The sequence below is a fragment of the Peribacillus sp. FSL P2-0133 genome (assembly GCF_037975445.1).
GTDB classification, from domain to species: domain Bacteria; phylum Bacillota; class Bacilli; order Bacillales; family DSM-1321; genus Peribacillus; species Peribacillus simplex_E.
On record NZ_CP150254.1, the window covers coordinates 686,406 to 707,987 of the forward strand.

General features: G+C 36.1%; 17 protein-coding genes. 14 read left to right on the forward strand and 3 right to left on the reverse strand.

The window, feature by feature from the left end; translation table 11 throughout:
* Genes MKY17_RS03320 through MKY17_RS03335 form a run of 4 tightly spaced genes read left to right on the forward strand, consistent with a single transcriptional unit; the run spans window position 1 to window position 3,915 of the window.
* Complete coding sequence (locus MKY17_RS03320) at window positions 1-1,080, forward strand: methionine ABC transporter ATP-binding protein (RefSeq protein ID WP_098370543.1); 1,080 nt, start codon at window positions 1-3, stop codon at window positions 1,078-1,080.
* Window positions 1,022-1,672, forward strand: a complete 651-nt coding sequence (locus MKY17_RS03325) for a methionine ABC transporter permease (protein ID WP_098370544.1) — start codon at window positions 1,022-1,024, stop codon at window positions 1,670-1,672. The genes MKY17_RS03320 and MKY17_RS03325 overlap by 59 nt, the downstream gene beginning before the upstream one ends.
* Window positions 1,673-1,707: 35 nt before the next feature.
* A complete protein-coding gene (locus MKY17_RS03330; protein WP_098370545.1) occupies window positions 1,708-2,559 on the forward strand; it encodes a MetQ/NlpA family ABC transporter substrate-binding protein in 852 nt (283 codons plus the stop codon).
* A gap of 12 nt (window positions 2,560-2,571) precedes the next feature.
* Entirely contained in the window at window positions 2,572-3,915 is a 1,344-nt protein-coding gene (locus tag MKY17_RS03335) for an LLM class flavin-dependent oxidoreductase (protein ID WP_098370546.1), read from the forward strand.
* A gap of 194 nt (window positions 3,916-4,109) precedes the next feature.
* On the opposite strand, the gene MKY17_RS03340 is transcribed toward MKY17_RS03335, so the two are convergent.
* Both MKY17_RS03340 and MKY17_RS03345 read right to left on the reverse strand, forming a co-directional pair.
* The gene (locus MKY17_RS03340; RefSeq protein WP_098370547.1) at window positions 4,110-4,895 is read right to left on the reverse strand and encodes a glucose-1-dehydrogenase; all 786 of its coding nucleotides are present in this window, start codon (window positions 4,893-4,895) and stop codon (window positions 4,110-4,112) included.
* A gap of 18 nt (window positions 4,896-4,913) precedes the next feature.
* The gene (locus MKY17_RS03345) at window positions 4,914-5,765 is read right to left on the reverse strand and encodes a GRP family sugar transporter (protein WP_098370548.1); all 852 of its coding nucleotides are present in this window, start codon (window positions 5,763-5,765) and stop codon (window positions 4,914-4,916) included.
* A 214-nt stretch (window positions 5,766-5,979) separates the two neighbouring features.
* On the opposite strand from MKY17_RS03345, the gene MKY17_RS03350 reads away from it, so the two are divergent.
* Window positions 5,980-6,540: a thioredoxin family protein gene (locus tag MKY17_RS03350; RefSeq protein ID WP_098370549.1), complete on the forward strand. Its 561-nt coding sequence runs from the start codon at window positions 5,980-5,982 to the stop codon at window positions 6,538-6,540.
* 186 nt (window positions 6,541-6,726) lie between these two features.
* Here the strand turns inward: MKY17_RS03350 and MKY17_RS03355 are convergent, their stop codons facing one another.
* Entirely contained in the window at window positions 6,727-7,272 is a 546-nt protein-coding gene (locus MKY17_RS03355) for a helix-turn-helix domain-containing protein (protein ID WP_098370550.1), read from the reverse strand.
* Between the two features lie 401 nt (window positions 7,273-7,673).
* Here MKY17_RS03355 and MKY17_RS03360 point away from each other — a divergent pair, with 401 nt between their 5' ends.
* The 9 genes from MKY17_RS03360 (at window position 7,674) to MKY17_RS03400 (ending at window position 21,580) form a co-directional block, all read left to right on the forward strand.
* Entirely contained in the window at window positions 7,674-7,913 is a 240-nt protein-coding gene (locus tag MKY17_RS03360; RefSeq protein WP_034305547.1) for a PLD nuclease N-terminal domain-containing protein, read from the forward strand.
* Window positions 7,910-8,815 carry an ABC transporter ATP-binding protein gene (locus MKY17_RS03365; protein ID WP_098370551.1) on the forward strand — a complete coding sequence of 302 codons (906 nt, stop codon included), beginning with the start codon at window positions 7,910-7,912 and terminating at the stop codon, window positions 8,813-8,815. Before MKY17_RS03360 ends, MKY17_RS03365 begins: the two co-directional genes overlap by 4 nt.
* Window positions 8,812-9,600: an ABC transporter permease subunit gene (locus MKY17_RS03370; RefSeq protein ID WP_098370552.1), complete on the forward strand. Its 789-nt coding sequence runs from the start codon at window positions 8,812-8,814 to the stop codon at window positions 9,598-9,600. Before MKY17_RS03365 ends, MKY17_RS03370 begins: the two co-directional genes overlap by 4 nt.
* 49 nt (window positions 9,601-9,649) lie before the next feature.
* Window positions 9,650-10,366 carry an ABC transporter ATP-binding protein gene (locus MKY17_RS03375; RefSeq protein WP_179891015.1) on the forward strand — a complete coding sequence of 239 codons (717 nt, stop codon included), beginning with the start codon at window positions 9,650-9,652 and terminating at the stop codon, window positions 10,364-10,366.
* Window positions 10,341-11,933, forward strand: a complete 1,593-nt coding sequence (locus MKY17_RS03380) for a hypothetical protein (protein WP_098370554.1) — start codon at window positions 10,341-10,343, stop codon at window positions 11,931-11,933. Before MKY17_RS03375 ends, MKY17_RS03380 begins: the two co-directional genes overlap by 26 nt.
* 79 nt (window positions 11,934-12,012) lie before the next feature.
* Window positions 12,013-12,300 (forward strand): transposase, encoded by a 288-nt coding sequence (locus MKY17_RS03385; protein ID WP_098370555.1) that lies wholly within the window; start codon window positions 12,013-12,015, stop codon window positions 12,298-12,300.
* Between the two features lie 365 nt (window positions 12,301-12,665).
* Complete coding sequence (locus MKY17_RS03390; RefSeq protein ID WP_098370556.1) at window positions 12,666-13,379, forward strand: 4'-phosphopantetheinyl transferase family protein; 714 nt, start codon at window positions 12,666-12,668, stop codon at window positions 13,377-13,379.
* Window positions 13,370-14,029 (forward strand): hypothetical protein, encoded by a 660-nt coding sequence (locus MKY17_RS03395; protein WP_098370557.1) that lies wholly within the window; start codon window positions 13,370-13,372, stop codon window positions 14,027-14,029. The genes MKY17_RS03390 and MKY17_RS03395 overlap by 10 nt, the downstream gene beginning before the upstream one ends.
* A gap of 12 nt (window positions 14,030-14,041) precedes the next feature.
* Window positions 14,042-21,580: an amino acid adenylation domain-containing protein gene (locus MKY17_RS03400; RefSeq protein ID WP_339201372.1), complete on the forward strand. Its 7,539-nt coding sequence runs from the start codon at window positions 14,042-14,044 to the stop codon at window positions 21,578-21,580.
* Window positions 21,581-21,582: the final 2 nt, after the last annotated feature.

Sequence of the window (21,582 nt, forward strand, 5' to 3'; positions counted from 1 at the left end):
TTGATTGAATTTCGTCAGGTTTCAAAAGTATTTGATGATGGAGAGAAGAAAATCGAAGCGTTAAAGGAAATTAATATAACCGTTGAAAAAGGGGATATATTCGGGGTCATCGGTTTTAGTGGAGCCGGAAAAAGTACACTCATCCGAACTGTGAATCTGCTAGAATATCCTACTTTAGGTGAAGTGATTGTAGAAGGAAAAGATCTAACAAAGATGTCTGAAAAAGATTTGCGTGAAGCTAAGAAAAATATCGGCATGATTTTTCAGCATTTTAATTTACTTAATTCCAAAACAGTCTTTGATAATGTAGCGATGCCGTTATTGTTAAGTAAAAAAAAGAAAAAAGAGATTGAAGAACGAGTTTATGAGATTCTCCGGTTTGTTGGCCTAGAAAACAAAGCAATGAATTATCCAAATCAGCTATCAGGTGGACAAAAGCAGCGTGTCGGGATTGCCCGTGCATTGGCTACAAACCCCTCCATTTTATTATGTGATGAAGCAACATCAGCTTTGGATCCACAAACAACAAAATCAATCTTGAATTTGCTGAAACGGATAAATGATGAATATAAAATTACCATTCTTATTATCACGCACGAAATGGAAGTGATTAAAGAAATTTGTAATCGGGTTGCAGTGATGGAGGATGGTAGCGTGATTGAATCAGGGAATGTGATCGATATCTTTGCCCGTCCACGAACAGAAACAACACGTAACTTCATTCGATCGGTTGTTCGCGATGAAGTGCCATCAAGTGTTTATGGATTGCTCAATGAGAATACCTATTTCAGCCGTATTTTTAAAATTGATTTTTTGGGATTGAGCTCTGGGCAGTCAATCGTTTCAAGAACAGCGAAGAGGTTTAATGTGGAAATAAACGTTCTGTTCGGCAATATTACTGAGTTACAAGGCATCCCATTTGGTAATTTAATTGTTGAAATAGTAGGAAATGATGATGAAATTGATCGGGCATTACAGTTTATAAAGAATCAAAAGGTTGAAGTGAAGGAGGTTACGAAGGATGGAAGTAAGCAAAGAGCTCATTTTAAACGCCTTGTGGGAAACGCTGTACATGGTTAGTATTTCACTTTTTTTTGGAAGCATCATCGGAATATTCTTAGGCATTTTATTGGTTGTAACAAGAAAAGGTCATATTTATGAAAATAGATTTATTTTTTCTATAGTGAATCCAATTGTAAACATTTTAAGGTCGATTCCGTTTATTATCTTGCTTGTGGCGATTATCCCATTTACAAGACTAATTGTTGGTACGTCGATTGGTACCACAGCAGCAATTGTACCACTCGTGCTTCATATTGGCCCTTATATCTCAAGACTAGTAGAGAATTCGCTATTGGAAGTGGATGAAGGCATTATTGAAGCCGCGAAAGCCATGGGAGCAACGCCGTTACAAATTATTTTCAGGTTTTTAATGCCTGAGGCTTTTGCGTCGTTAATTCTGAGTATAACAACTGCAACAATTGGTTTAGTGGGCGCTACAGCTATGGCAGGAGCTATAGGTGGCGGTGGACTTGGAGATGTAGCGATAACATATGGCTATCAACGCTTTAGCACCATTACGATATTCGTCACCGTTGTAATTCTAGTAATTGTAGTTCAGGGAGTTCAAAGTTTAGGAAATATGTTCGAACGAAAAATTAGAAGGGTGTAGTGGCGGTATTGAACAGAGGGAGAGGGGAATGAATAATGAAAAAATGTATTTTACCTATATTGCTTATCTTGGGGGTGTTATTGACAGGTTGCACGAGTGACTCAACGAATGCAGGAGGGAAACAAACGAAAGTGAAGGTCGGGATTAGAAATTCTGAACTTCGAACATGGGAATTTTTAAAGGAACAGGCTGAAAAAGAAGGGGTGGAAATTGAAATTGCTAATTTCTCATCGGCTTATGATCCGAATGCAGCGCTGGAAGAAGGGGATATTGATATCAACGCCTTTCAACATGTTGCCTATTTAGATTCATTTAATGCGAAAAACGATACAGACATCGTTCCAATTGGGACTACAATTATTGCTCCTCTTGGTTTGTATTCAAGTAAATATAAATCGGTGGAAGAGATTCCAAATGGTGCACAAATTGCTGTGCCCAATGACCAGGCTAACTGGGGGAGAGCCTTATTGTTATTACAAGAAGCTAAACTCTTAAAGGTTGTTGATGACTTTGACGGGAATGGTGGACAGGATAAAATAAAGGAAAATCCGAAGAAAATCAAAATTGTTCCTGTCGATGGTGCAAGTGCCCCACGTGTGATGGAAGATACAGCTGGTTCGGTGATTAATAATGGAGTTGCGGTAGAAGCGGGACTCACTTTAAAAGATGCTCTTGTGCATGAAAGTAGTACTGCAAAGCCATATATAAATATTATAGCGGCCAGGAGTGAAGACCAAGACAATGAAGTTTTCCGAAAACTAGTTGATCTCTATCAATCAGAGAAAACGGCTAAGTTTATTGAAGAGACCTATAATGGAAACTATATTCCAACATTCATTACCTTGAAAGAATTGAGCAGTTATAAGGAGATATATTCTAATAAATAAGGAGAGATTAGAATGGCTCAAGACAGACAGATGAAGTTAGCTGCTTATCTGATTGGAACAGGCATGCATGTTGCGTCGTGGAGGCATCCGGCATCAAATCCGAATGCAAGTATCGATGTAAAAGCTTTGCAAAGACTCTCAAAAATTGCGGAGAAAGGGAAATTTGATCTTGCCTTTGTGGCAGATAGTTTGGCCATTAATCATGAATCACATCCTCAAATACTTAATCGGTTTGATCCGATTGTACTTATTACAGCATTAGCTGCAGCGACAGAAAAAATTGGCATTGGGGCGACAGCTTCTACAACGTACAGTGAACCTTATGTACTCGCTCGCCAATTTGCTTCTGTTGACCATATAAGCGGCGGACGGGTGGGCTGGAATGTTGTTACGACAGCTGATGCGACCGGAGAAACGGCCTTGAATTTCAGTCGCGATAAACATTGGGCGCACGATCATCGTTATGAACGAGCGGAGGAGTTCATCGACGTTGTCCAAGGATTATGGGATTCGTGGGAAGATGATGCGTTTGTGCATAACAAAGAAACGGGACATTTTTTTGATCCTGATAAAGTACATGAGCTTCGGCATAAAGGCAACTATTTTTCAGTTAAAGGTCCGTTGAATATTGCACGCTCGGCGCAGGGGCAGCCGGTTATTATTCAAGCGGGTGCGTCAATACCAGGGCAGCGATTAGCCGCTCGAACAGCCGAAGTCGTTTTCACTCATTGGGATAACATTGAAGAATCGAAACGATATTATCAAGAATTAAAATCGTCTTTAATGGATTTTGGAAGAAGCGGGGAAGAGCTCCACATCCTTCACGGAATTTCCCCTATTATCGGAGAAACCGAAGAAATAGCCATTCAAAAATACAATAAACTCCAAAGTCTCGTTGACCCTTATGAGAGTTTGAAATTCGTTTCTGGTTATATGGGCAACGTAGATTTTTCAAAATATTCTTTAGATACACCAGCGAAGGATGTTGATTTTCCATCAGTAAATAGCATACAAAGTAATTTTAATGAAATGAAGAAAATTATTGATGAAGAAGACATAAAAGTCGGTGAATTATATGCGAGATTTTTCAGTCCTGCCAGACGGGATAGATTTGTCGGTACACCAGCTCAAGTAGCCGATGAAATGGAGTTATGGTTTACTGAAAAAGCTTCAGATGGCTTTATGCTTCAATTTCCACTGTTACCAGGCGACTTAGAGGATTTCGTCGAGTTGGTGGTTCCAATTTTACAGGAGAGAGGTTTGTTCCGTTTGGACTACGAAGGAGACACTCTCCGTGATCATCTTGGATTAAAGAATCCAAAAAATCGCTTTGTTAACGAAGAAATAACAAATTAATGGGAATAAGGGATTAAATTACTCGCATTTTCATTAGAATCCATCAAATAAAGTCATATATAAGGGAAGGACAAGGGAAAGAGGGACTATGGAGAAATCCTAGTCCCTCAAATTCTTTCTCCTATCCATATACATAAAGGTCTCTTGTTTATAGAAGGGAAATATCAACAGCTACTAAAACTAACAAGTTAAGTTCAGCCCTTTCCTGCTTGGAATCCTGGATATTTGGTCATTCCGCCATCAGCATATAAGGTCATTCCCGTTACGTAGCTAGATTCTGCGGACGCTAGCCAAGCGGCACAAGCGGCAATTTGTTCCGGTTTTCCGATGTATCCCATCGGTATCAGGTCGATGACTTCTTGTTTAGCTTTTGGGTCATTGAATTTTTCGGCATTGATGGGTGTGTCGATTGCGCCAGGTGAAATATTATTAATGCGAATCCCTTTGGGAGCATATTCAAGTGCAAGAGTTTCAGTCATCATCTTCACTCCGCCCTTACTTGCTGCATAGTGGACAAAATGAGGCCAAGGTATCCGGTCATGAACGGATGACATGTTAATGATATTGCCCTTGATACCATGATCGAGCATGTAACTGATTGCTTCCCTGCTTGCCAGGAACATCCCCGTTAGATTTACATCGATGACTTTCTGCCAATCTTCCAACGTCAATTTTTCGCTGGGCACTTCATTTTCAATACCAGCATTGTTGATCATGATGTCGATCGTACCAAAGGTGTCCGCAGCGAATGAAAGCAATTTCTTCACATCAGCTTCCTTTGAAACGTCGCCTTGAATCGCTGCGGCTTTCCCGCCTGCAGCTTCAATCGTTTTAATGATTTCCTCATGGTCGTCATTTTCAGTGTGATAATTTAATACGACATGTGCTTTTTCTTTACCGAACCTTTCGGCCATGGCTTTTCCTAACCCTTTTGCCGCCCCAGTAATGACTACCACTTTTTTCTCTAAATCTTCATACATCATTCATCGCTCCTTTGACTATTCTTTTGTGAAGCCGATCATGACTCCGCCAGCAATTACGAGTACACACCCGATGATGACGAAGGCCATTTGCTTTTTGGATTTTTTCTCTCCTAAAAGAAAGATGCCGCCTAAAGTGGAAATGACGATTCCCATTTGGGAAAATGAAAATGCGATGGCAACGCCCACCTTTGGATTAGCAAGCAGGAGACCGATATTACCGACTGCCCACATCAATCCGGTTAGAATATTACGCCTAGCATACTTATTAAACGGTTTATGTTTGATGGAAAGGAGCAGGGCAGCCAGGAACATGCCGATTGCTTGCGGCAGGATCGCCGACCATCCGTCAACTTCATTCCATCTGACAACAATGACATATGTAACATAACCCACCGTCGAAATGGCAAGATAAAAAACCCCTTTTTTCATGTTTCCCGCTTTTTTGTTATCACCATCGCCGTAGCTCGTCAGCAAGACACCTGTAATTAAACAGATTATTGCAACAATGCCGATGATGACTGTTATCCTGTCATTCCATTCCCTGAAAATGATAACCGCAAAAAATGTATTTCCTAGAATTTGCAGTCCTGTTGAGATTGGAACGGTTTTCGATACCCCGATTTCCTTGACGCTATTGAATTGAAATAACTGCCCGAATGCCCAGCCTATCCCGGAAATGATGCCGACAATCCACACTAGACTGCTCCATTCCGGCGGATTGACGAAAGACATCATAATGGCGAAAAGTAATGAACCGATTGTAATGCCAAGCGTTTGATTATAAGAGTTGCCTCCGAGTTTTTCGGAAACAAGCACTAAGCTGCCCCATGTCAATGCAGGGAGTAGCGCAAAGAGAAAACCTTCCACAAAATTTCATCTCCTAAACTAAAAAACAATGTTTTAATGAATATAAAATAGGTAGTTAGCAAGCTATTGAATGTATTTAGAGTTTTCCCTTTACCCGGGAAAGAAAAACATGGTTTTAATTTACCAATTTGTCATTTTATTTTTCAGGGTGGAAACAATGAAATAATAAGTGGTTTATGGTACTTTTAATTTAAAAATAGTTAGGAGAAATAGTATGACGACACTGAATGAATGGTTTGAAAAGGGGATTCCTGCTAAAGAATTTGTAGCTTCGATGAAAGTTCATAAAGAAAACTTACAATCGATTCAGGAGGGTTTTTCCATTTCTGCAGAGGACCAAGGGTTCTTTGATGAATTAAAGACGAAGGAACTTCGAGCCATTGTCATTACTGAAGACTGGTGCGGAGATGCGATGATGAATATTCCTATATTGCTGAATATATCTGAAGCGGCAAATATTGAAACTCGCATGGTTTTACGAGATCAAAATCTTGAACTGATGGATCAATACTTAACGAATGGAACAGCGCGTTCGATCCCTATTTTTATATTCATTGATAATAATGGTGAAGAAAAAGCTGTTTGGGGACCTCGTGCACCAAAGGTACAAGAGTACGTAATGGAGTTGAGGTCTGACCTGCCGGCCAAGGATGATGAACGTTTCGAGGCAGAGCAAAAAGCAGTTATTAAAAAGATAACTGCGGCTTTTGCTGAAGAAAAGCACCTGTGGGACGAAGTATACAGCAGCATCAAGGAAGCATTGGGGAACTGTTGACAGCGGGTATGGCACTTTTTGACCTGTCCAAAAAAAGAGTGGTAAACCCATTTTAGAGTTTCTTCCATAATGAATGGCTGTTTCAAAACGGAGATTGCAACCTGATTGGTTGAATATATAGATACGTTTCCATCTATAGAATTCACCGTTCTTGAGTCCATGGTTTTGGAACAGCCTTTTCATTTTTTATGATTCTGGAATAATTGTAACGCCGATTGTTCGAATAGGAGAGTCTTGTTTAGCACTTTGATTCGTAGCTTTGTAGTATTTTAACATTAAATCGTTCAATTCATTTTGGAAGTTAATAAAGCTTTCATCATCAAGCTTTAGTTCTAAAAGGGAAAAGGTTGAGCCATCCTCCGCGCAGTCTCTTTCTTCTAATTTATTAAGATAGTTTTGATATTGAGTCATAAGGGATAATTGATAATAAGAAAAATAATTCACCTTTTTTTCATTAGAAGATTTTTTCCATTCTTCCCCGCTAAGTCGCGCTTCTTCTTCATTTAAAACATAGTATTTTTCGGAAACGGATCTCACTTTTTTCTCTTTTACAATGCGAATGACCCCTGAATCCAACAGAACCTGTATATGTCTATATAATGTTGCTTGGGGTACATCTTTAATGATTTTTAACATTTCCAATGGTGTTAAGCCATTTTCCCTGTTTCTCATTAAAGCTTGGGTAATCTTTATTCTTACAGGATGCATTAAAATTTCAGCTTTATTAATCATCTTATTCTCCTCACATTGGAAATTATAACTGGATAATTTCCAATCAATTTTAATGTTGGCCATGAATAATTAGTTTAATTCATCATATATTGTAATGTTTGAATCATTTTCATTTAAATAAAAATGACACGGTTTGAAAAATAATATTACAGAAATATTTTTTCGAAGTAAATAATAAGCCTTTTCAAATAAGTGTAAAAAAATAATGTCTTCATGAAATAAAATTTAATAAATAACACTATATTTTTATTATTATTCATTGTGATAATATTATCATTATAAATAACAATAAAAACTAAAACAATATTTTATTAAAGAAAAAAATAGGTGCAAAATTCCATTTTGCATGTTATCATTATCGATAATGATAATAATATTTCGTTTTCAGAGGAGTGGTATATATGGAATTGCATTATGGATGGAACGAATTGAAAGATATTGATTTCATGTCTATTCTGCCGATTATTTTACCGGTAATTGCTATTGGAATGATTTTAGTGCTTATAGCATTAATTGATTTATACAGAAATCGAAAGACGAGGAAAAATGTTTTATTGTGGACACTCATCATTATTTTTGCAAATACTATCGGTCCAATTCTGTATTTCGTTATTGGTAGAAAGGACAGTGAAAGAATATGAAATTAGAGATTAAAAATGTTACAAAAAAATTCAAAGAAAAAACAGCGGTCAGTAATTTTTCAATGGAACTTCAATCAGGGGAATGTGTTGGATTGATAGGGCCAAATGGGGCTGGTAAATCGACACTAATAAAAGTGATTTCAGATATTATAGATCCAAGTATGGGAGAAGTATTGCTTGATGGTAAGAAAATTTCAAAAATGAAAAAGGAAATAGGCTATTTACCACAATACCCAAACTTCTTTCAATGGATGACTGCCAAAGAGACCCTCACTTTCATGGGTCAGCTCTCAGGTATCAAGAGGGAAGAATTATTAAGCGGCATTCCAGAGATATTGTCAAAAGTGGGGTTGAGCGGGGAAGAGAACTCCAAAGTGCGGACTTTTTCAGGCGGAATGAAACAAAGGCTTGGAATTGCACAGGCGCTGTTACATAAACCAGCATTGATTGTCATGGATGAACCGGTTTCTGCATTGGATCCAATCGGCCGAAGAGAAGTGTTAAACATCATAAAAGATATAAAGAAAGATACGACAATTTTATTATCGACGCATATATTAAGCGATGCAGAAGAAATATGTGAGAGGTTTGTCATTATAAAAAGTGGTAAAAAAATTGAGGACACAACAATGTCGGAATTATTAAACAGGAATAGCGGAAATAAAATCAATGTCGACATAACCTCTAAAAGTCAAAAATGGATTGAAAACGTTAAAAGCTTGAACTTTGTCAAAGGTGTAGAGGTAATGGGAAATAAATTGAAGATAGAAGTGGAAAATATTGAGTCAAACAAGAATATGTTACTGGCGAATGCTTTAGAGCATAATGTTGATCTTGTAAGGTTCGAAATAGATAACGATACATTGGAAGAGATATTCTTAAAATTGGTGGTGGAAAAATGAATAATTTTGCCGTTTTAGCTAAAAAGGAATTTGTTCAGATGTTACGTGAATATAAAGTGATTTGGCTGCCGCTTGTATTTATATTTTTAGGAATAACTCAACCAGTCGTAAGCTATTATTTACCTTCAATATTAGAGGCACTGGGCGGGGGCCAAGGGATCACCATTGATCCAAGCATGGCTGCCCAAAAAGGCGGCGAAGTTCTTGCTAGTACCTTAGGGTCTCAATTCGATCAGCTAGGGGTCATGATCATCATCGTTTCCATGATGGGAGTCGTACAATCCGATAAAGCAAATGGAATGCTGGCTTTCATTCTTACAAGGCCAGTGACGGTTGGATCTTATATAAGCGGGAAAATCATTTCCAATTATCTGTTTGTTGCCTGCAGTGTAGCATTGGGATATTTGGTTTCATATCTGTATGTAGTTTTTTTGTTTACGAGTGTTGATTTTGGGGATTTAGTAGTGGCTTTGCTGTTCTATCTGCTGTGGATCCTATTTATCGTTTCATTCACGACGATGATCAGTACCATTTTTAATAGTCAGGGTATTATTGCATTAATTTCGATAGTATTTCTCCTCGGCTGTAGAATCATAGTTGGGTTAAGTCCGGTTATAGACAATGTGAATCCGGCAAGCATGAGTAAACATGCCATGGAAGTACTGATTTTAGGCACAGTCAATTCACAGGCGATTTGGGGTGCAATAGCGGCACTTGCGTTAACGGCAGTAACGATATTGGTAACGAATATATGGATTTCAAAAAAGAAATTCAATAACGAGTAAGTTGGGGATGGAAATGTGTTAATCATGAAGTGATGGGAGGATGATAACTTTGTTAAGCATCACAGATTTAGAGAAAAGCTACTCGGCCAAGAAGATTTTGAATGGTGTAAATCTAGAAATCAAAAAAGGGGAAATCTTAGGTTTTATAGGGGCAAATGGTGCAGGGAAAACCACGACGCTGAATATTATTACGGGTATTTTAGATTCTGAAAATGGAAAGGTTGAAATAAATGGCCTTACCAAAGAAGACGGCATAGAATATAAAAAACAATTTTTCTTCATCCCTGATACTATCAATGTTTTTAACAATGTTTCGGGATTTGATTGGATTCGTTTCTTGATGAACCTATATGGAAATGATGACAAAGAACGTTTGGGGAAATATATCAATCGGTTTGGGATGCAGGAGTCCATTAAAAAGCCAATGGGAAGTTATTCTTATGGAATGATGCATAAGGTATCCCTGATAGCGGCTTTTACCATTAATCCCCCGATCATCATTATGGATGAACCGTTAAATGGATTAGACCCAAACGCCGTTTTAGTTTTTAAGGGGTTAATCAAACAATATGTTGAAACGGGCGGTACAGTGTTTTTCTCGACGCATCTGCTGGATGTGGCAGAGAAAATTTGTAATACAGTGGCTATTTTAAAAGAGGGGAAAATCATCCTGCATGATGAAATACAAAATATAATAGGTGAAAGTTCATTAGAATCTACCTTTATGGAGGCTCAGGTATATGAAGGAAAAACTTCAGTTAACTAGATTTTTCATTTCTTCCTTCTATAAAATGCCCAAGCAGACAATGTTGCAGGCTGTACTGATAATAGCCGTTTTTTATATGTTTTTGCAGCTGACTGTCGTAAACGCTTTTGTTTATTTTCTTGGAGATACCGAGGTCTTCTTGTTTTATAATGTAACGATTTCTAGCATTCTCGTCTTTGCGTTGGTTTGCTATTTGTCCACATCACAAATATTTGCGTATTATGAATTTAAAGTGTTGGCGCCTCTGCCACTCACCTATAAAGAAATATCAAGGGCTAAGGTGTTAAGTAGCTTATGGGTCCCCATCATCTTATCAATGGTAATCCAGGTGCCAACAATAGGCTTCTTGATATTCGATCTAAAGTTTATGGAAGCGTTTAAATTATTCATATTTTTACCGATTGTCAATGGTTTAACGGCTTTGCTCCTGCTTTTTATCTTATCGTGCATTAATAGGTATTATTATAGATTCAAAAATAAAGTAGCATACTTAATGGTGAACATTGCTGTCATCCTCATGCTTGCGATTATTTCCATTGTATATTTTGCTGGAAAATCATCGATTGCCATATCAAAGGTCATCTCGGAAATAGATTTGAATTCTTTTGAAGGGCTTAAAAACTCGTTGGAATCCATAATGGGACATATGTTTGAAACCGCAAATATGATTCCAGTGATTAAGTGGATTCTGGATGCTTTTGTATCAAATGAAATAACAGTTCAATTTATTATTATTTATATTTCGATACTAGTAATTGGTTTCCTATTGTATTCATTTATTATAGAAAACATTTCCGTTAATTATTTCAAAAACGGGTTATTGGGAAATAACAAAGCGAATATGAAAAACTCAAAGGTTAATATATCAAAAAATCAATGGAGTAACTATTTACAAAGAGAGATATGGATCATTAAGTCTGAAGCATATTTTAAGATGCAAATCGCTTTAGGTCTTTTATTGCCGCCAGTCTTTTCACTTGTCATGTTATTGCTGATTCAGAATGAAGTGTTCCCGAATTATTTGAATATAACGAAAGAGGGAGTCTTTGATAAATACTTTTCATATTCGATCCTTTTCTTGTGCTGTATTAATAATATAAGCGGAACCCCATATTCAAGAGAAGGGAAATATCATTATTTACTGAAAAGTGCCCCTTTTGATGAAAAATATGTTTATTTTTCTAAAGTGATATTTTCATCAATAATAGGAATTATAGCCGTATTGATCAGCTTTATGATATTTGCAGTTTTTGGCTATTGGGAAATGGAAAATGCAGTCATGTTATTAATTACTTCTTGTTTAGTGGTTTGCTATAATCTTCTAACACCATTATATGATATGAAAAATCCAAGTATAGAATGGGAGAACCCATCTGCTGCCATTAAATCAAACCCCAATGTATTAATAAGCCTGCTTTATGGATTGCCATTATTAATCATGGTTACAGCCATTCATTTTGGCTTGGTTTGGTTCAGTGTCCAACCCCTGATGGGAGCTCTCATAATATTAATGATCGTAATAGCGATCAATTCCGTTTTGATTAATAGGTTGAAATATAATTTATGAAAGTCGTTATATTAGAAAAGTATATAAAGGAAGTACAGAAAATCGGCACTAAATAAATTTAAAAAAGGAGTGTCTTATTATGGGGAAGCACCATGATAGAGATTTTAAAATTTATGCTGCTCGATTAGTATTGGAAGAAGGCAGAAAACCTAGGGAATTGGCCGAAGAACTTAATATCTCGACACCTACATTAAGAAATTGGGTCAATATCTATAAAGAAACAAATGAAGAGGGACAGGCGGACTCCAGTATTGGTTTATCAGGTCTCAGTCTGAAAGAGGAAAAGGATAAAATAATTAAAGATTTACAGGAAGAGAATGAGATATTAAAAAAGGCAATGCACATTTTTACGAAACAACCAAAATGATCGAACAGTATTAAAGCCATATTTTATTTTTCACAAATTATAGTGAAAAATAAAATATGGCTTTTTTAATTAGAAAATTTATTCACTTCATGCACATTTTTTAAAGTATTTCATACTAAAATCCCTATGAAAATACTACTAAGAAGGAAAAATAATAAAAAATTGGTAAAGTTATTATGTAATGTAGATAATTTACAAATTTTTAATGGACTCGGCAAAATTGTTGTGATAAAGTGTTATCGATAATGATAATAGGTAATAATTAACCTAGAAAATGAAATAATTGTTTAAAAAAAGAAATTTTTGAGGAAAAAAATGGAGAAAAAATGCGAGGTTTTTAAAAAAAGAGGGGAGGGAAATTATAATTGATTGAATATTTTATGAATAAGAAGAAAATTTATAAATCTTACATCAAGTTTTATGAAGCGGATTCAGTCAATTTGGACTATATTGATGATATTTTCAACGAAAAGGAATGGAATTATCTTAATTTGCAAAATGGCAAAAGAACCATCGAAGCAAAGAAAAGTTTGTACTTTGGAAAAAAAGCAATTATGGAGTTTTTAGATATAGATTTGGATGAAATAAAGAATGTATCACTGTTGAAAGGAGTCTTTGGACAGCCCATTATTGTTAATAACTTGTTCTTATTAATGAACATGAACATTGGTATATCCATCACTCATACGGATAAAACATTCGGAATATTGATTTTTGATCAACTGCATCCAATGGGAATCGATATTGAAACTAAAACGAAAACTGATTCTGAATTTTTAGAGACCTATTTAACAGAAACCGAGAAAAAAATGATTAAGGATAGTGAAGGTCTTTTAAATAAGGAAATTTTCTTTAGTGCAAAAGAAAGTCTATCAAAAATACTAAAAACAGGATTGACCTCACCACTGGAAATCTATGAGATTTCCAAGGTTGAAATGAATCATGATAACATCTCACTTTTCTATAGGAATTTTTCCCAGTACAAATCAACGGTTGTACTCGTGAATGATGAAATAAGAAGCGTTACCTTTCCAATAAATTCTACGAAAATAATTGAGGGGGAATACCAATGGAATTAAAAATGGAAGCAAATGCTGAATTTAAAAACAATAATAAATTAGTACAATATCTTTTTAAAAAAGAGGATAGAGTTCATAAGTTAATATTTTCGTTATTGATACTCAGTTTAATCGCAGGTATCGAAACGACGCTTTTGTTATATACTGCGGATCAAAAAGGGATGAATGTATTAAATGGCATGTCCATTTCAGAAATCGGAGCCATGAGTTTTGCCATTAACACAATTATAATGGGGGCTCTAGGATTATTGGTTACTTTCATCATTCAAATATTAATTGTGTGCCTATTATTTTTAGTTTTAAAAGAAAGACCGGTAAATATTAAAGGAATTTGCCAAGCTGTCATAAATGCTGGGATATGCATCGTAATTGGATCTGGTGTTAATGCAATAATCGCATTATTGGTTAAAAGCAAGGAAACCACATTTACTAGTTTATCCTTACTGGTACATGATAAAAGTTCCATTCTTCACACCTTCATGGCCGAGTTTGAATTGTTTTACATTGTCAGTTTAATACTATTCAGTTTTAGTTTGGAAAAGTTGGCGCTCGTCAAGAGAAGAAATGCAATAATCATAACGATTGTAATAGCTTTAATTTCTTTAGTTTTTCATATGTTGACAGTTGCATCAGGCACATATTTAAAATAATGGGGGAAAATGATGAAGATGAATTCTTTAGCGAATCTATTTGAAGAAAGTGTTAGGGAATATGGTGACAATATTGCAGTAAGAAATAAGGATATGCAATTTACATATAAAGAAACGAATATCTTGGCAAATAAAATGGCGCTGTACATAAAGGAGAAAGGGATAAATAAAGGAGATAATGTCGGAATCTATATTGAAAAGTCGGAGCATGTTTTATTTTTAATCATAGCACTCCTTAAATTGGGGGCTACCTATGTACCTATCGACCCTAAAAGTCCTGATGAAAGAGTAAAGCATATAATAAAGAATTCAGAATTGAAGTTATTGATTGGGGATAAAGGCCGGATTAGCGGCATTGATTGCAATTATGTAACCCTCGATGAAGTGATAGAGAATTCAAATGATATGGCAGGTGAGAATTTCCATACCTTAATTGATCCAGAGGATCCAGCTTATATCATTTTCACATCGGGCTCTACAGGAAAGCCTAAAGGAGTTTGCGTTTCACATGAAAATGTCATGAACTTGTTTTTAGGCTGCGACGGTTTGTTCGAGTTTAATAATAAAGATATATGGACATTTTTCCATTCCTACGCATTTGATTTCTCCGTCTGGGAGATGTGGGGGGCTTGGATATATGGCGGAGAAGTTGTAGTGGTTTCATTTGAGGAAAGCAGAAATCCAATATCCTTTGTTGATTTATTGATAAATACACAAACAACCGTTTTCAATTGTACACCAAGCGCTTTTTTCGAGGTGATTGGTGAACTCATAAACCGACAAAATGAATTAAGTTTAAAATACATCATTTTTGGAGGGGAAGCATTAAACTTCAAGAAATTGACGCAGTGGTTTTCTCCCGAAAATGGCAGGCTGCCAAAGCTAATAAATATGTACGGAATAACTGAAACCACCGTGCATGTAACATACAAAGAAATCGCTAAGAGTGATGTGGAAAAAGGAATTACGAATATCGGAAAAGTCTTGCCACATCTTGGGTTCAAGGTGATGAATCAAAATGGAGAAGAAGTAACTGGAGATGAAGAGGGCGAGTTATACGTTTCAGGAAAAGGTGTTTCGCTAGGCTACTATAAAAATACCATGATGAATAAGATGAAATTTACGGATATTGATAATGTTCGCTACTATAAGTCAGGGGATGTAGTGAAAGTTTTGGATGATGGTGATCTGCAATATATCGCCAGGAATGATGAGCAAGTGCAGTTAAGAGGTTTCAGGATTGAATTAGGGGAAATAGAGAGCTCATATAATGATTTGAAAAACATCAAGAATGCAGTCGTTACGATGGATAAAGCGTTTAATGATGATATGCATCTATTTTTATACTATGTTGCTGATGAAGAATTAGCTGCTGATTATTTGAGGGAAAGTGTAAAAAGCTCTTTGCCAGCCTATATGATACCAAGCTTTTTTATCAAGGTGGACAACATCCCCCTAACGGTAAATGGCAAACTGGATAAATCTTTATTACCCAAAATCGTCATAAAAGACTGTGAAGCTCCATCGAATATCAAGAGTCCAGTGGATGAAACAATTAGTGAAAAAGTAAGAGAATTGGTTGTTAGCATCATAGGCAATGGGGTTATAAAAAATAATCAGTCCCTACTTGAATGTGGAATGAACTCATTATCGATAATGAGATTAATTGTCAAGATTAAAAATCAATTTCAAATTGAAATTGCTCCTTCAGTTTTATTGGAGAACGATACGATTATGAAATTATCCCGGGTCATAGAAACTCGTCAAAAAGAAGAGGTAAAGCAAGATTATACACCGATCAATATTAATGCCAGAAATACATACCCTTTAACATATGAACAAGAAAATTTGTGGTTCATTCACAAAACCAATGTAGACAAATCGTTATATAACATAGTTTTTTCGTATGAAATATCAGGTGAAGTGAATGAAGGAAATCTAGAACTATCTTTAGATGAGCTAAGCAATAAACATCAAATATTAAAAAGTGTCATTAGAGAAGAATCTGGAATGGGCATCTTGGCTTTCGATGAGTCGATTCATCATTATATTAACTATTTCGATGTTTCGGATATTCCTTTAGACATGCAGGAAGAAAAAATAAATCACTTGGTGATGGAAGAAACGGAACGGCAATTTGATTTAGGAAATGGTCCTCTCTTATCGATTTCGCTAGTGAAGACAAATGAATGTGAACATCAATTATTATGTAACATCCACCATATTATTTTTGATGGTTGGTCGATTCCATTAATGATCAATGATTGGTTTTCCATTTATGAGGAAATCGAGAATGGCGAACGAAATGATAGAGATAACCAATCAATCCAATATGGAGATTATGCTTTATGGCAAAAAAACTCGCCAAATTATGTAAGTGGTAAGGATAATGAGTTCTGGAGTAATGAAATAACTGCATTACGGCAAAAGTCCTTTTTACAATATGATCATCAAAAAACCGGAGAAGGTAAAAGCACTTCCGATATTATCAGCTTTTTGTTACCTAAAGAAATTCAAAACAACCTGGAAAGTCTTCATAAAAAAACGAAATCGACTTTGTACATGAGTTTACTTACCGCCTATCAAACCTTTTTATCGGTGTACTTTGATGAAGAGGAAGTTGTCGTCGGAAGTCCTTTGGCAAAGAGAAACCATGTGGATACTGAACAATTGATAGGATATTTCGTCAACACATTGCCCTTTAAATTAAATGTATCCCAGGAAGATTCATTTGAAGAAATATTGCGGAAAAATATAAAAGTTATTGCAGGTGTTTTTGACCATCAAAATTTACCTACTAGGGAAATTTTGAAATATTTATCGGCAGAAAGAACCATGGGAAATACGCCATTGTTCGATACAGTATTTGTCCTGCAAAATAACCAAAAAGAAAAGCTGGCATATAGAAATTTCACGTTAAAGCCGAAAAAAATCAATACCTTTAAAGCTAAATTTGATTTAGTTGTTCAGGCAGAAGAAATGGATGGGGATGAATTATTCATTTCGTTTGAATTCAACAAATCATTATTTAATAAAGCGACGATTCAAAGAATGGCTAGTAATTTTCAGTATTGGCTGCAAGAGATTACAACCGAGGAAAGCAAGAAGATAAAGGACATCACCTACTTAGAGCCTCAACAGTTACGATCAATAATCGAAATGGGTACAGGCAATGTAAATCAAGAAGTGGAAGATCAGCGTTTTGAAGATGTAATAACTAAGTTTGAGAATATAGTAAGTACAAATTTCAGTGATGTTGCCATTGTTCATGGTGATGACCAAGTGACGTATAGCGAGTTAAATGCCCGGGCAAATCAGGTGGCGCACCGATTATTCCGAAACCATGTAAATGTAGAAGATAGAATTGGGATTTTTATGGATCGATCGATCAATATGGTTACGGCCATTTTAGCCATTATGAAAGTTGGGGCGGCATATGTGCCTTTGGACCCGTCACAACCAGAGTCACGGCTGAAACATATGATTGAGGATTCTCAAATCAAATATTGTTTAAGTAATGAAGAAGGACTTTCAAAGTATCCCGGTGATGAAGGAAAACTAATATGTATCGAAGACATACTAAAAGAACGAGAAATTGAATGCGAAGAATTCGTTTCAAGAAAGATATCGGAAAGTGATCTGGCCTATATCATCTACACTTCAGGAACAACGGGAAAACCTAAAGGGGTCATGATTGAACATGGAGGGTTGGCTAACCTCTGTAATTGGCATATCAATTATTATTCTGTCGATGGAAAAGATGCAGCAGTACTAGTTTCGAATACATCTTTTGATGCTTCCGTTTGGGAGATATTCCCTTACCTGACAAATGGGAATAAACTCGTGATATTGGATTACTATGATTTATTGGATGTAGAGATCCTTTCGGAGAAGTTAGAAAAGGAGAAAATCACACTAGCGTTTTTTTCAACGGGACTGCTCGAGCAATTATTTATCAACGATATGAAATTTCCAGAATCAATCAGAGCCATTTTGACAGGTGGAGATCGTTTAAAAACAATACCCGATCATTTGAATTTTGATTTATATAATAATTACGGGCCAACTGAGGGCACTGTCGTTTCGACAGCATATAAGGTACTTTCAAGTGATGATACAGTGATCCCGATCGGAAAGCCGATCTTAAATGCAGAAGCATATGTATTCAATACCAGGATAAAGCCCACTCCTAAGGGTCAAATAGGCGAGTTGTATATCGGCGGGAAAGGCATTGCAAGAGGATATATAAATAATCTGGAGAAAAACGTTGAAAGCTTCATCCCAAATCCGTTCAATCCTTCAAGGAAGCTATATAAAACTGGAGATTTAGTTAAGTATACCGAGGATGGAAATTTACTATTTGCAGGCAGAGCGGATGACCAAGTGAAAATCAGGGGATATCGTATCGAACTTGGCGAGATCAGTGCCGTTCTAAATAAATGCACAGGTATAAAGGATTGCTTTATAGCGATAAAAGATGAATCTAAGGCAAAGAAATTCATCATTGCTTATTATATTTCTGACAATGACCTGGAAGAAAATTATATCCGGGATTATATGAAGAATCATCTTCCCCAATATATGATTCCTTCTTATTTCATTAAAATGGAGTCATTTCCGCTAACCGTTAACGGCAAAGTCGACATGAAGAGCCTGCCGGATACAAAAACGAACATGGAAGGAACCAACAATAAAAGTGCCAATAATGGAACGGAACAAAAATTGTTAAAGATATGGAAAGAGGTGTTGAATAATCAGGAAATAACCATCTTTGATAACTTTTTCGAATGTGGAGGAGACTCCATCCTAAGCATTCAAATTTGTTCACTTGCCAAGAAAGAAAATCTTTTCATTACTTCAAAAAACATCTTTGAAAAACAAAGTATCGAAGAGCTGGCAAAGGTTGTGGAATTGACGGGCGATTTAACGATAAATCAGTCTGATGTTTTTGGAAAGGCGCCATTTACACCTATTCAAAGTTGGTTTTTCACTCAACAAATAAATAATTATAATCATTGGAATCAATCTGTAACGTTAAAGGGATACCCGAAATTGAATGAGAAGCGGCTGCAAAAGATCATGGCTCATATCGTTAGACATCATGATGGGCTGAGATCAAGGTTCAATAAAGATGAAGCATTTTCGAAAGTGGAAGAGCATATCGATTCGACTGAAAATTGGACTATGAATTACGTAAATCTATCGAACATGAATAAGGACAAACAGGAACGGGAAATAGCTAGACTCGGGAACGGTGCACAGCAGGGCATGAACATTTCAAACGGACCACTGATGAAAATCGAATGCATCAATACTGGCCAAAATGAGCATGTAATCATTTGGATCATTCATCATTTACTTGTTGATGGGGTTTCCTGGAGAATATTGATCGAAGATTTTGACCGGCTATATATTCAAGATATCAACGATCAAGAACTAAAACTGGATACTAAAACGACATCATATAAGGAATGGGCGAATAATCTAAACCAATACAAAAATAGCATTCCATTAGGCATTAAAGAGTACTGGCTGAATGAACATAAGGCAGTAAACGAAAATGCCATAGTCAAAACAGGGAATGTTTACGATGGAAAATCATTTGAATTGAAGCTGAATAAAGAGATTACAAACAAAATCTATAATGAAATGACAAAAGCGTATAAAGCATCTATTGATGAAATATATTTATCAGTTTTCGCAACGCTAATCGGGAAGTATTTTAATAAAAAGGATATTCATTTCACTTTGGAGGGACATGGCCGCGAAGAATTATTTGCAGGTGTCGATTTGTCCAGGACAGTAGGATGGTTTACGACCATGAGCCCGGTTTATATAGAAAATAAAGAAACCATTTCGAACACGATTCAAGGTACAAAGAAAAAGTTAAGGACACTGCCTAATAAAGGGATTGAGTATGGAATCTTGACCGAATTATGTGGCGAGACACATATGAAACAAAATAGGCCGATCATCAGTTTTAATAATTTAGGCAGATTTCACCAAAGTAATGAATTGGCTGCAAAAGAGGTCATCTTTTTTAGTGAACAAGATATTCAACATAATTCCTATACCGAGCATGAAGTCGATATTGAATTGCTTGTAGTGAACGAAGAGCAAACTATAAAAATAAACTATAACAGACATTTCGTAAGAGAAGATTTTGAAAGATATTTTCAACGCAATTTGCCGGAATTGTTGCGGACATTGGAAGAAGAAACAAAATTGGTAAAACAGATGTACCGTCCGGAAGACTTTCCATTGTTGGATATGCCTGAAGAGGAACTTAACCAACTACTGCGCAAAGAAACAGGAATTATTGATATTTATGAATTGACTGCTTTGCAAAAAGGGATGTTGTACCATAGCTTGTTTGATAGTGAGAGCAGCCAGTATAAAGTGCAACTCATATTTGATATTAAAGGTTTTCTGGACTTTGAAAAATTAAAGAATGCCATTGTGACAACGTCAGGGAAACATGACATTTTAAAAACGAAATTATATTCAAGTAAAAAAGGGTTATTCTACCAATTGTTAATGAATTCCATGGATCCCGAGATTGAATATGAAGAAATAATGGATCAACAAGTAAAGCTGGAAAAGTTGTTAGCAGATCAATATAAGATGATAGATATCGAGAACAATAGGTTGAATCGATTTATGATCGTTAAGCTTACGGACAATGAATACCAATTAATATGGACATTCCATCATATTATTATGGATGGCTGGAGTTATTCGATGGTTATTAATGACATCTTTAATTCTTATCATTCCATAGCACCATCATCATCCGGTAGTGCTTCATTTAAAGAGTATGTTGAATATATGAAAGATTATACGAGTAATAAGGAGCTGCGGGAATATTGGGCAGGGAAATTGGAAGGTGCCCGAAATTCCGGATCCAGTATAACGGGAGTGTTGGAAGGCGAGGGATACATTGAAAATTGTTACTTGAAAGTACTGGATGAGGAATTGATTGATACCATTCAACGATTCTGTCAGGAATACAAGATTACCATGAATACTTTCTTTCTAACTATATGGCTAGCCACTTTAAAAGAAGTAAAAGGTACGGAAAATGTATGCTGCGGTGTAGTGACATCCGGCAGGAATATCCCAGTCCGGAATATTGAGGCCATGGTTGGTCCATTTATCAATACTGTGCCATTTATAAAGCATATCAGCCAAGAAAAGACTTACATTGAACTGCTCGATGAAGTTCAAAAAGAGTTTTTGGAACTAAGTGCCTATGAGAATACACCATTATCAGAGATTTATGAGTGGGCTAATTTGGAGAATCATTTGTTTGAATCATTATATGCTTTTGAAAACTATCCCATGCTACTAGCTAATAATGATGAAATCAATGTGAGTTTGAAAGAAGGACGGGAAACGACCCATTATCCAATCGTCATTATCATCACCCCGGGTTCAAGTGTTCAAATTAAGTTTAATGAGGCAGCGGTCAATCCAAAGTTAAGGTCATCAGTACTTCCTATATTTAATCGAATCTTAAGCGAAATGTTAGAAAAAATGAAAGTTAAGTGAGG

What these genes read in the sequence shown, in the direction of transcription:
- MKY17_RS03325 (WP_098370544.1), top strand. Translation starts at nt 1,022, where the DNA reads ATGGAAGTAAGCAAAGAGCTCATTTTAAACGCCTTGTGGGAAACGCTG.
- MKY17_RS03330 (WP_098370545.1), top strand. Translation starts at nt 1,708, where the DNA reads ATGAAAAAATGTATTTTACCTATATTGCTTATCTTGGGGGTGTTATTG.
- MKY17_RS03335 (WP_098370546.1), top strand. Translation starts at nt 2,572, where the DNA reads ATGGCTCAAGACAGACAGATGAAGTTAGCTGCTTATCTGATTGGAACA.
- MKY17_RS03340 (WP_098370547.1), bottom strand. Translation starts at nt 4,895, where the DNA reads ATGTATGAAGATTTAGAGAAAAAAGTGGTAGTCATTACTGGGGCGGCA.
- MKY17_RS03350 (WP_098370549.1), top strand. Translation starts at nt 5,980, where the DNA reads ATGACGACACTGAATGAATGGTTTGAAAAGGGGATTCCTGCTAAAGAA.
- MKY17_RS03355 (WP_098370550.1), bottom strand. Translation starts at nt 7,272, where the DNA reads ATGATTAATAAAGCTGAAATTTTAATGCATCCTGTAAGAATAAAGATT.
- MKY17_RS03360 (WP_034305547.1), top strand. Translation starts at nt 7,674, where the DNA reads ATGGAATTGCATTATGGATGGAACGAATTGAAAGATATTGATTTCATG.
- MKY17_RS03365 (WP_098370551.1), top strand. Translation starts at nt 7,910, where the DNA reads ATGAAATTAGAGATTAAAAATGTTACAAAAAAATTCAAAGAAAAAACA.
- MKY17_RS03370 (WP_098370552.1), top strand. Translation starts at nt 8,812, where the DNA reads ATGAATAATTTTGCCGTTTTAGCTAAAAAGGAATTTGTTCAGATGTTA.
- MKY17_RS03380 (WP_098370554.1), top strand. Translation starts at nt 10,341, where the DNA reads ATGAAGGAAAAACTTCAGTTAACTAGATTTTTCATTTCTTCCTTCTAT.
- MKY17_RS03385 (WP_098370555.1), top strand. Translation starts at nt 12,013, where the DNA reads ATGGGGAAGCACCATGATAGAGATTTTAAAATTTATGCTGCTCGATTA.
- MKY17_RS03395 (WP_098370557.1), top strand. Translation starts at nt 13,370, where the DNA reads ATGGAATTAAAAATGGAAGCAAATGCTGAATTTAAAAACAATAATAAA.
- MKY17_RS03400 (WP_339201372.1), top strand. Translation starts at nt 14,042, where the DNA reads ATGAAGATGAATTCTTTAGCGAATCTATTTGAAGAAAGTGTTAGGGAA.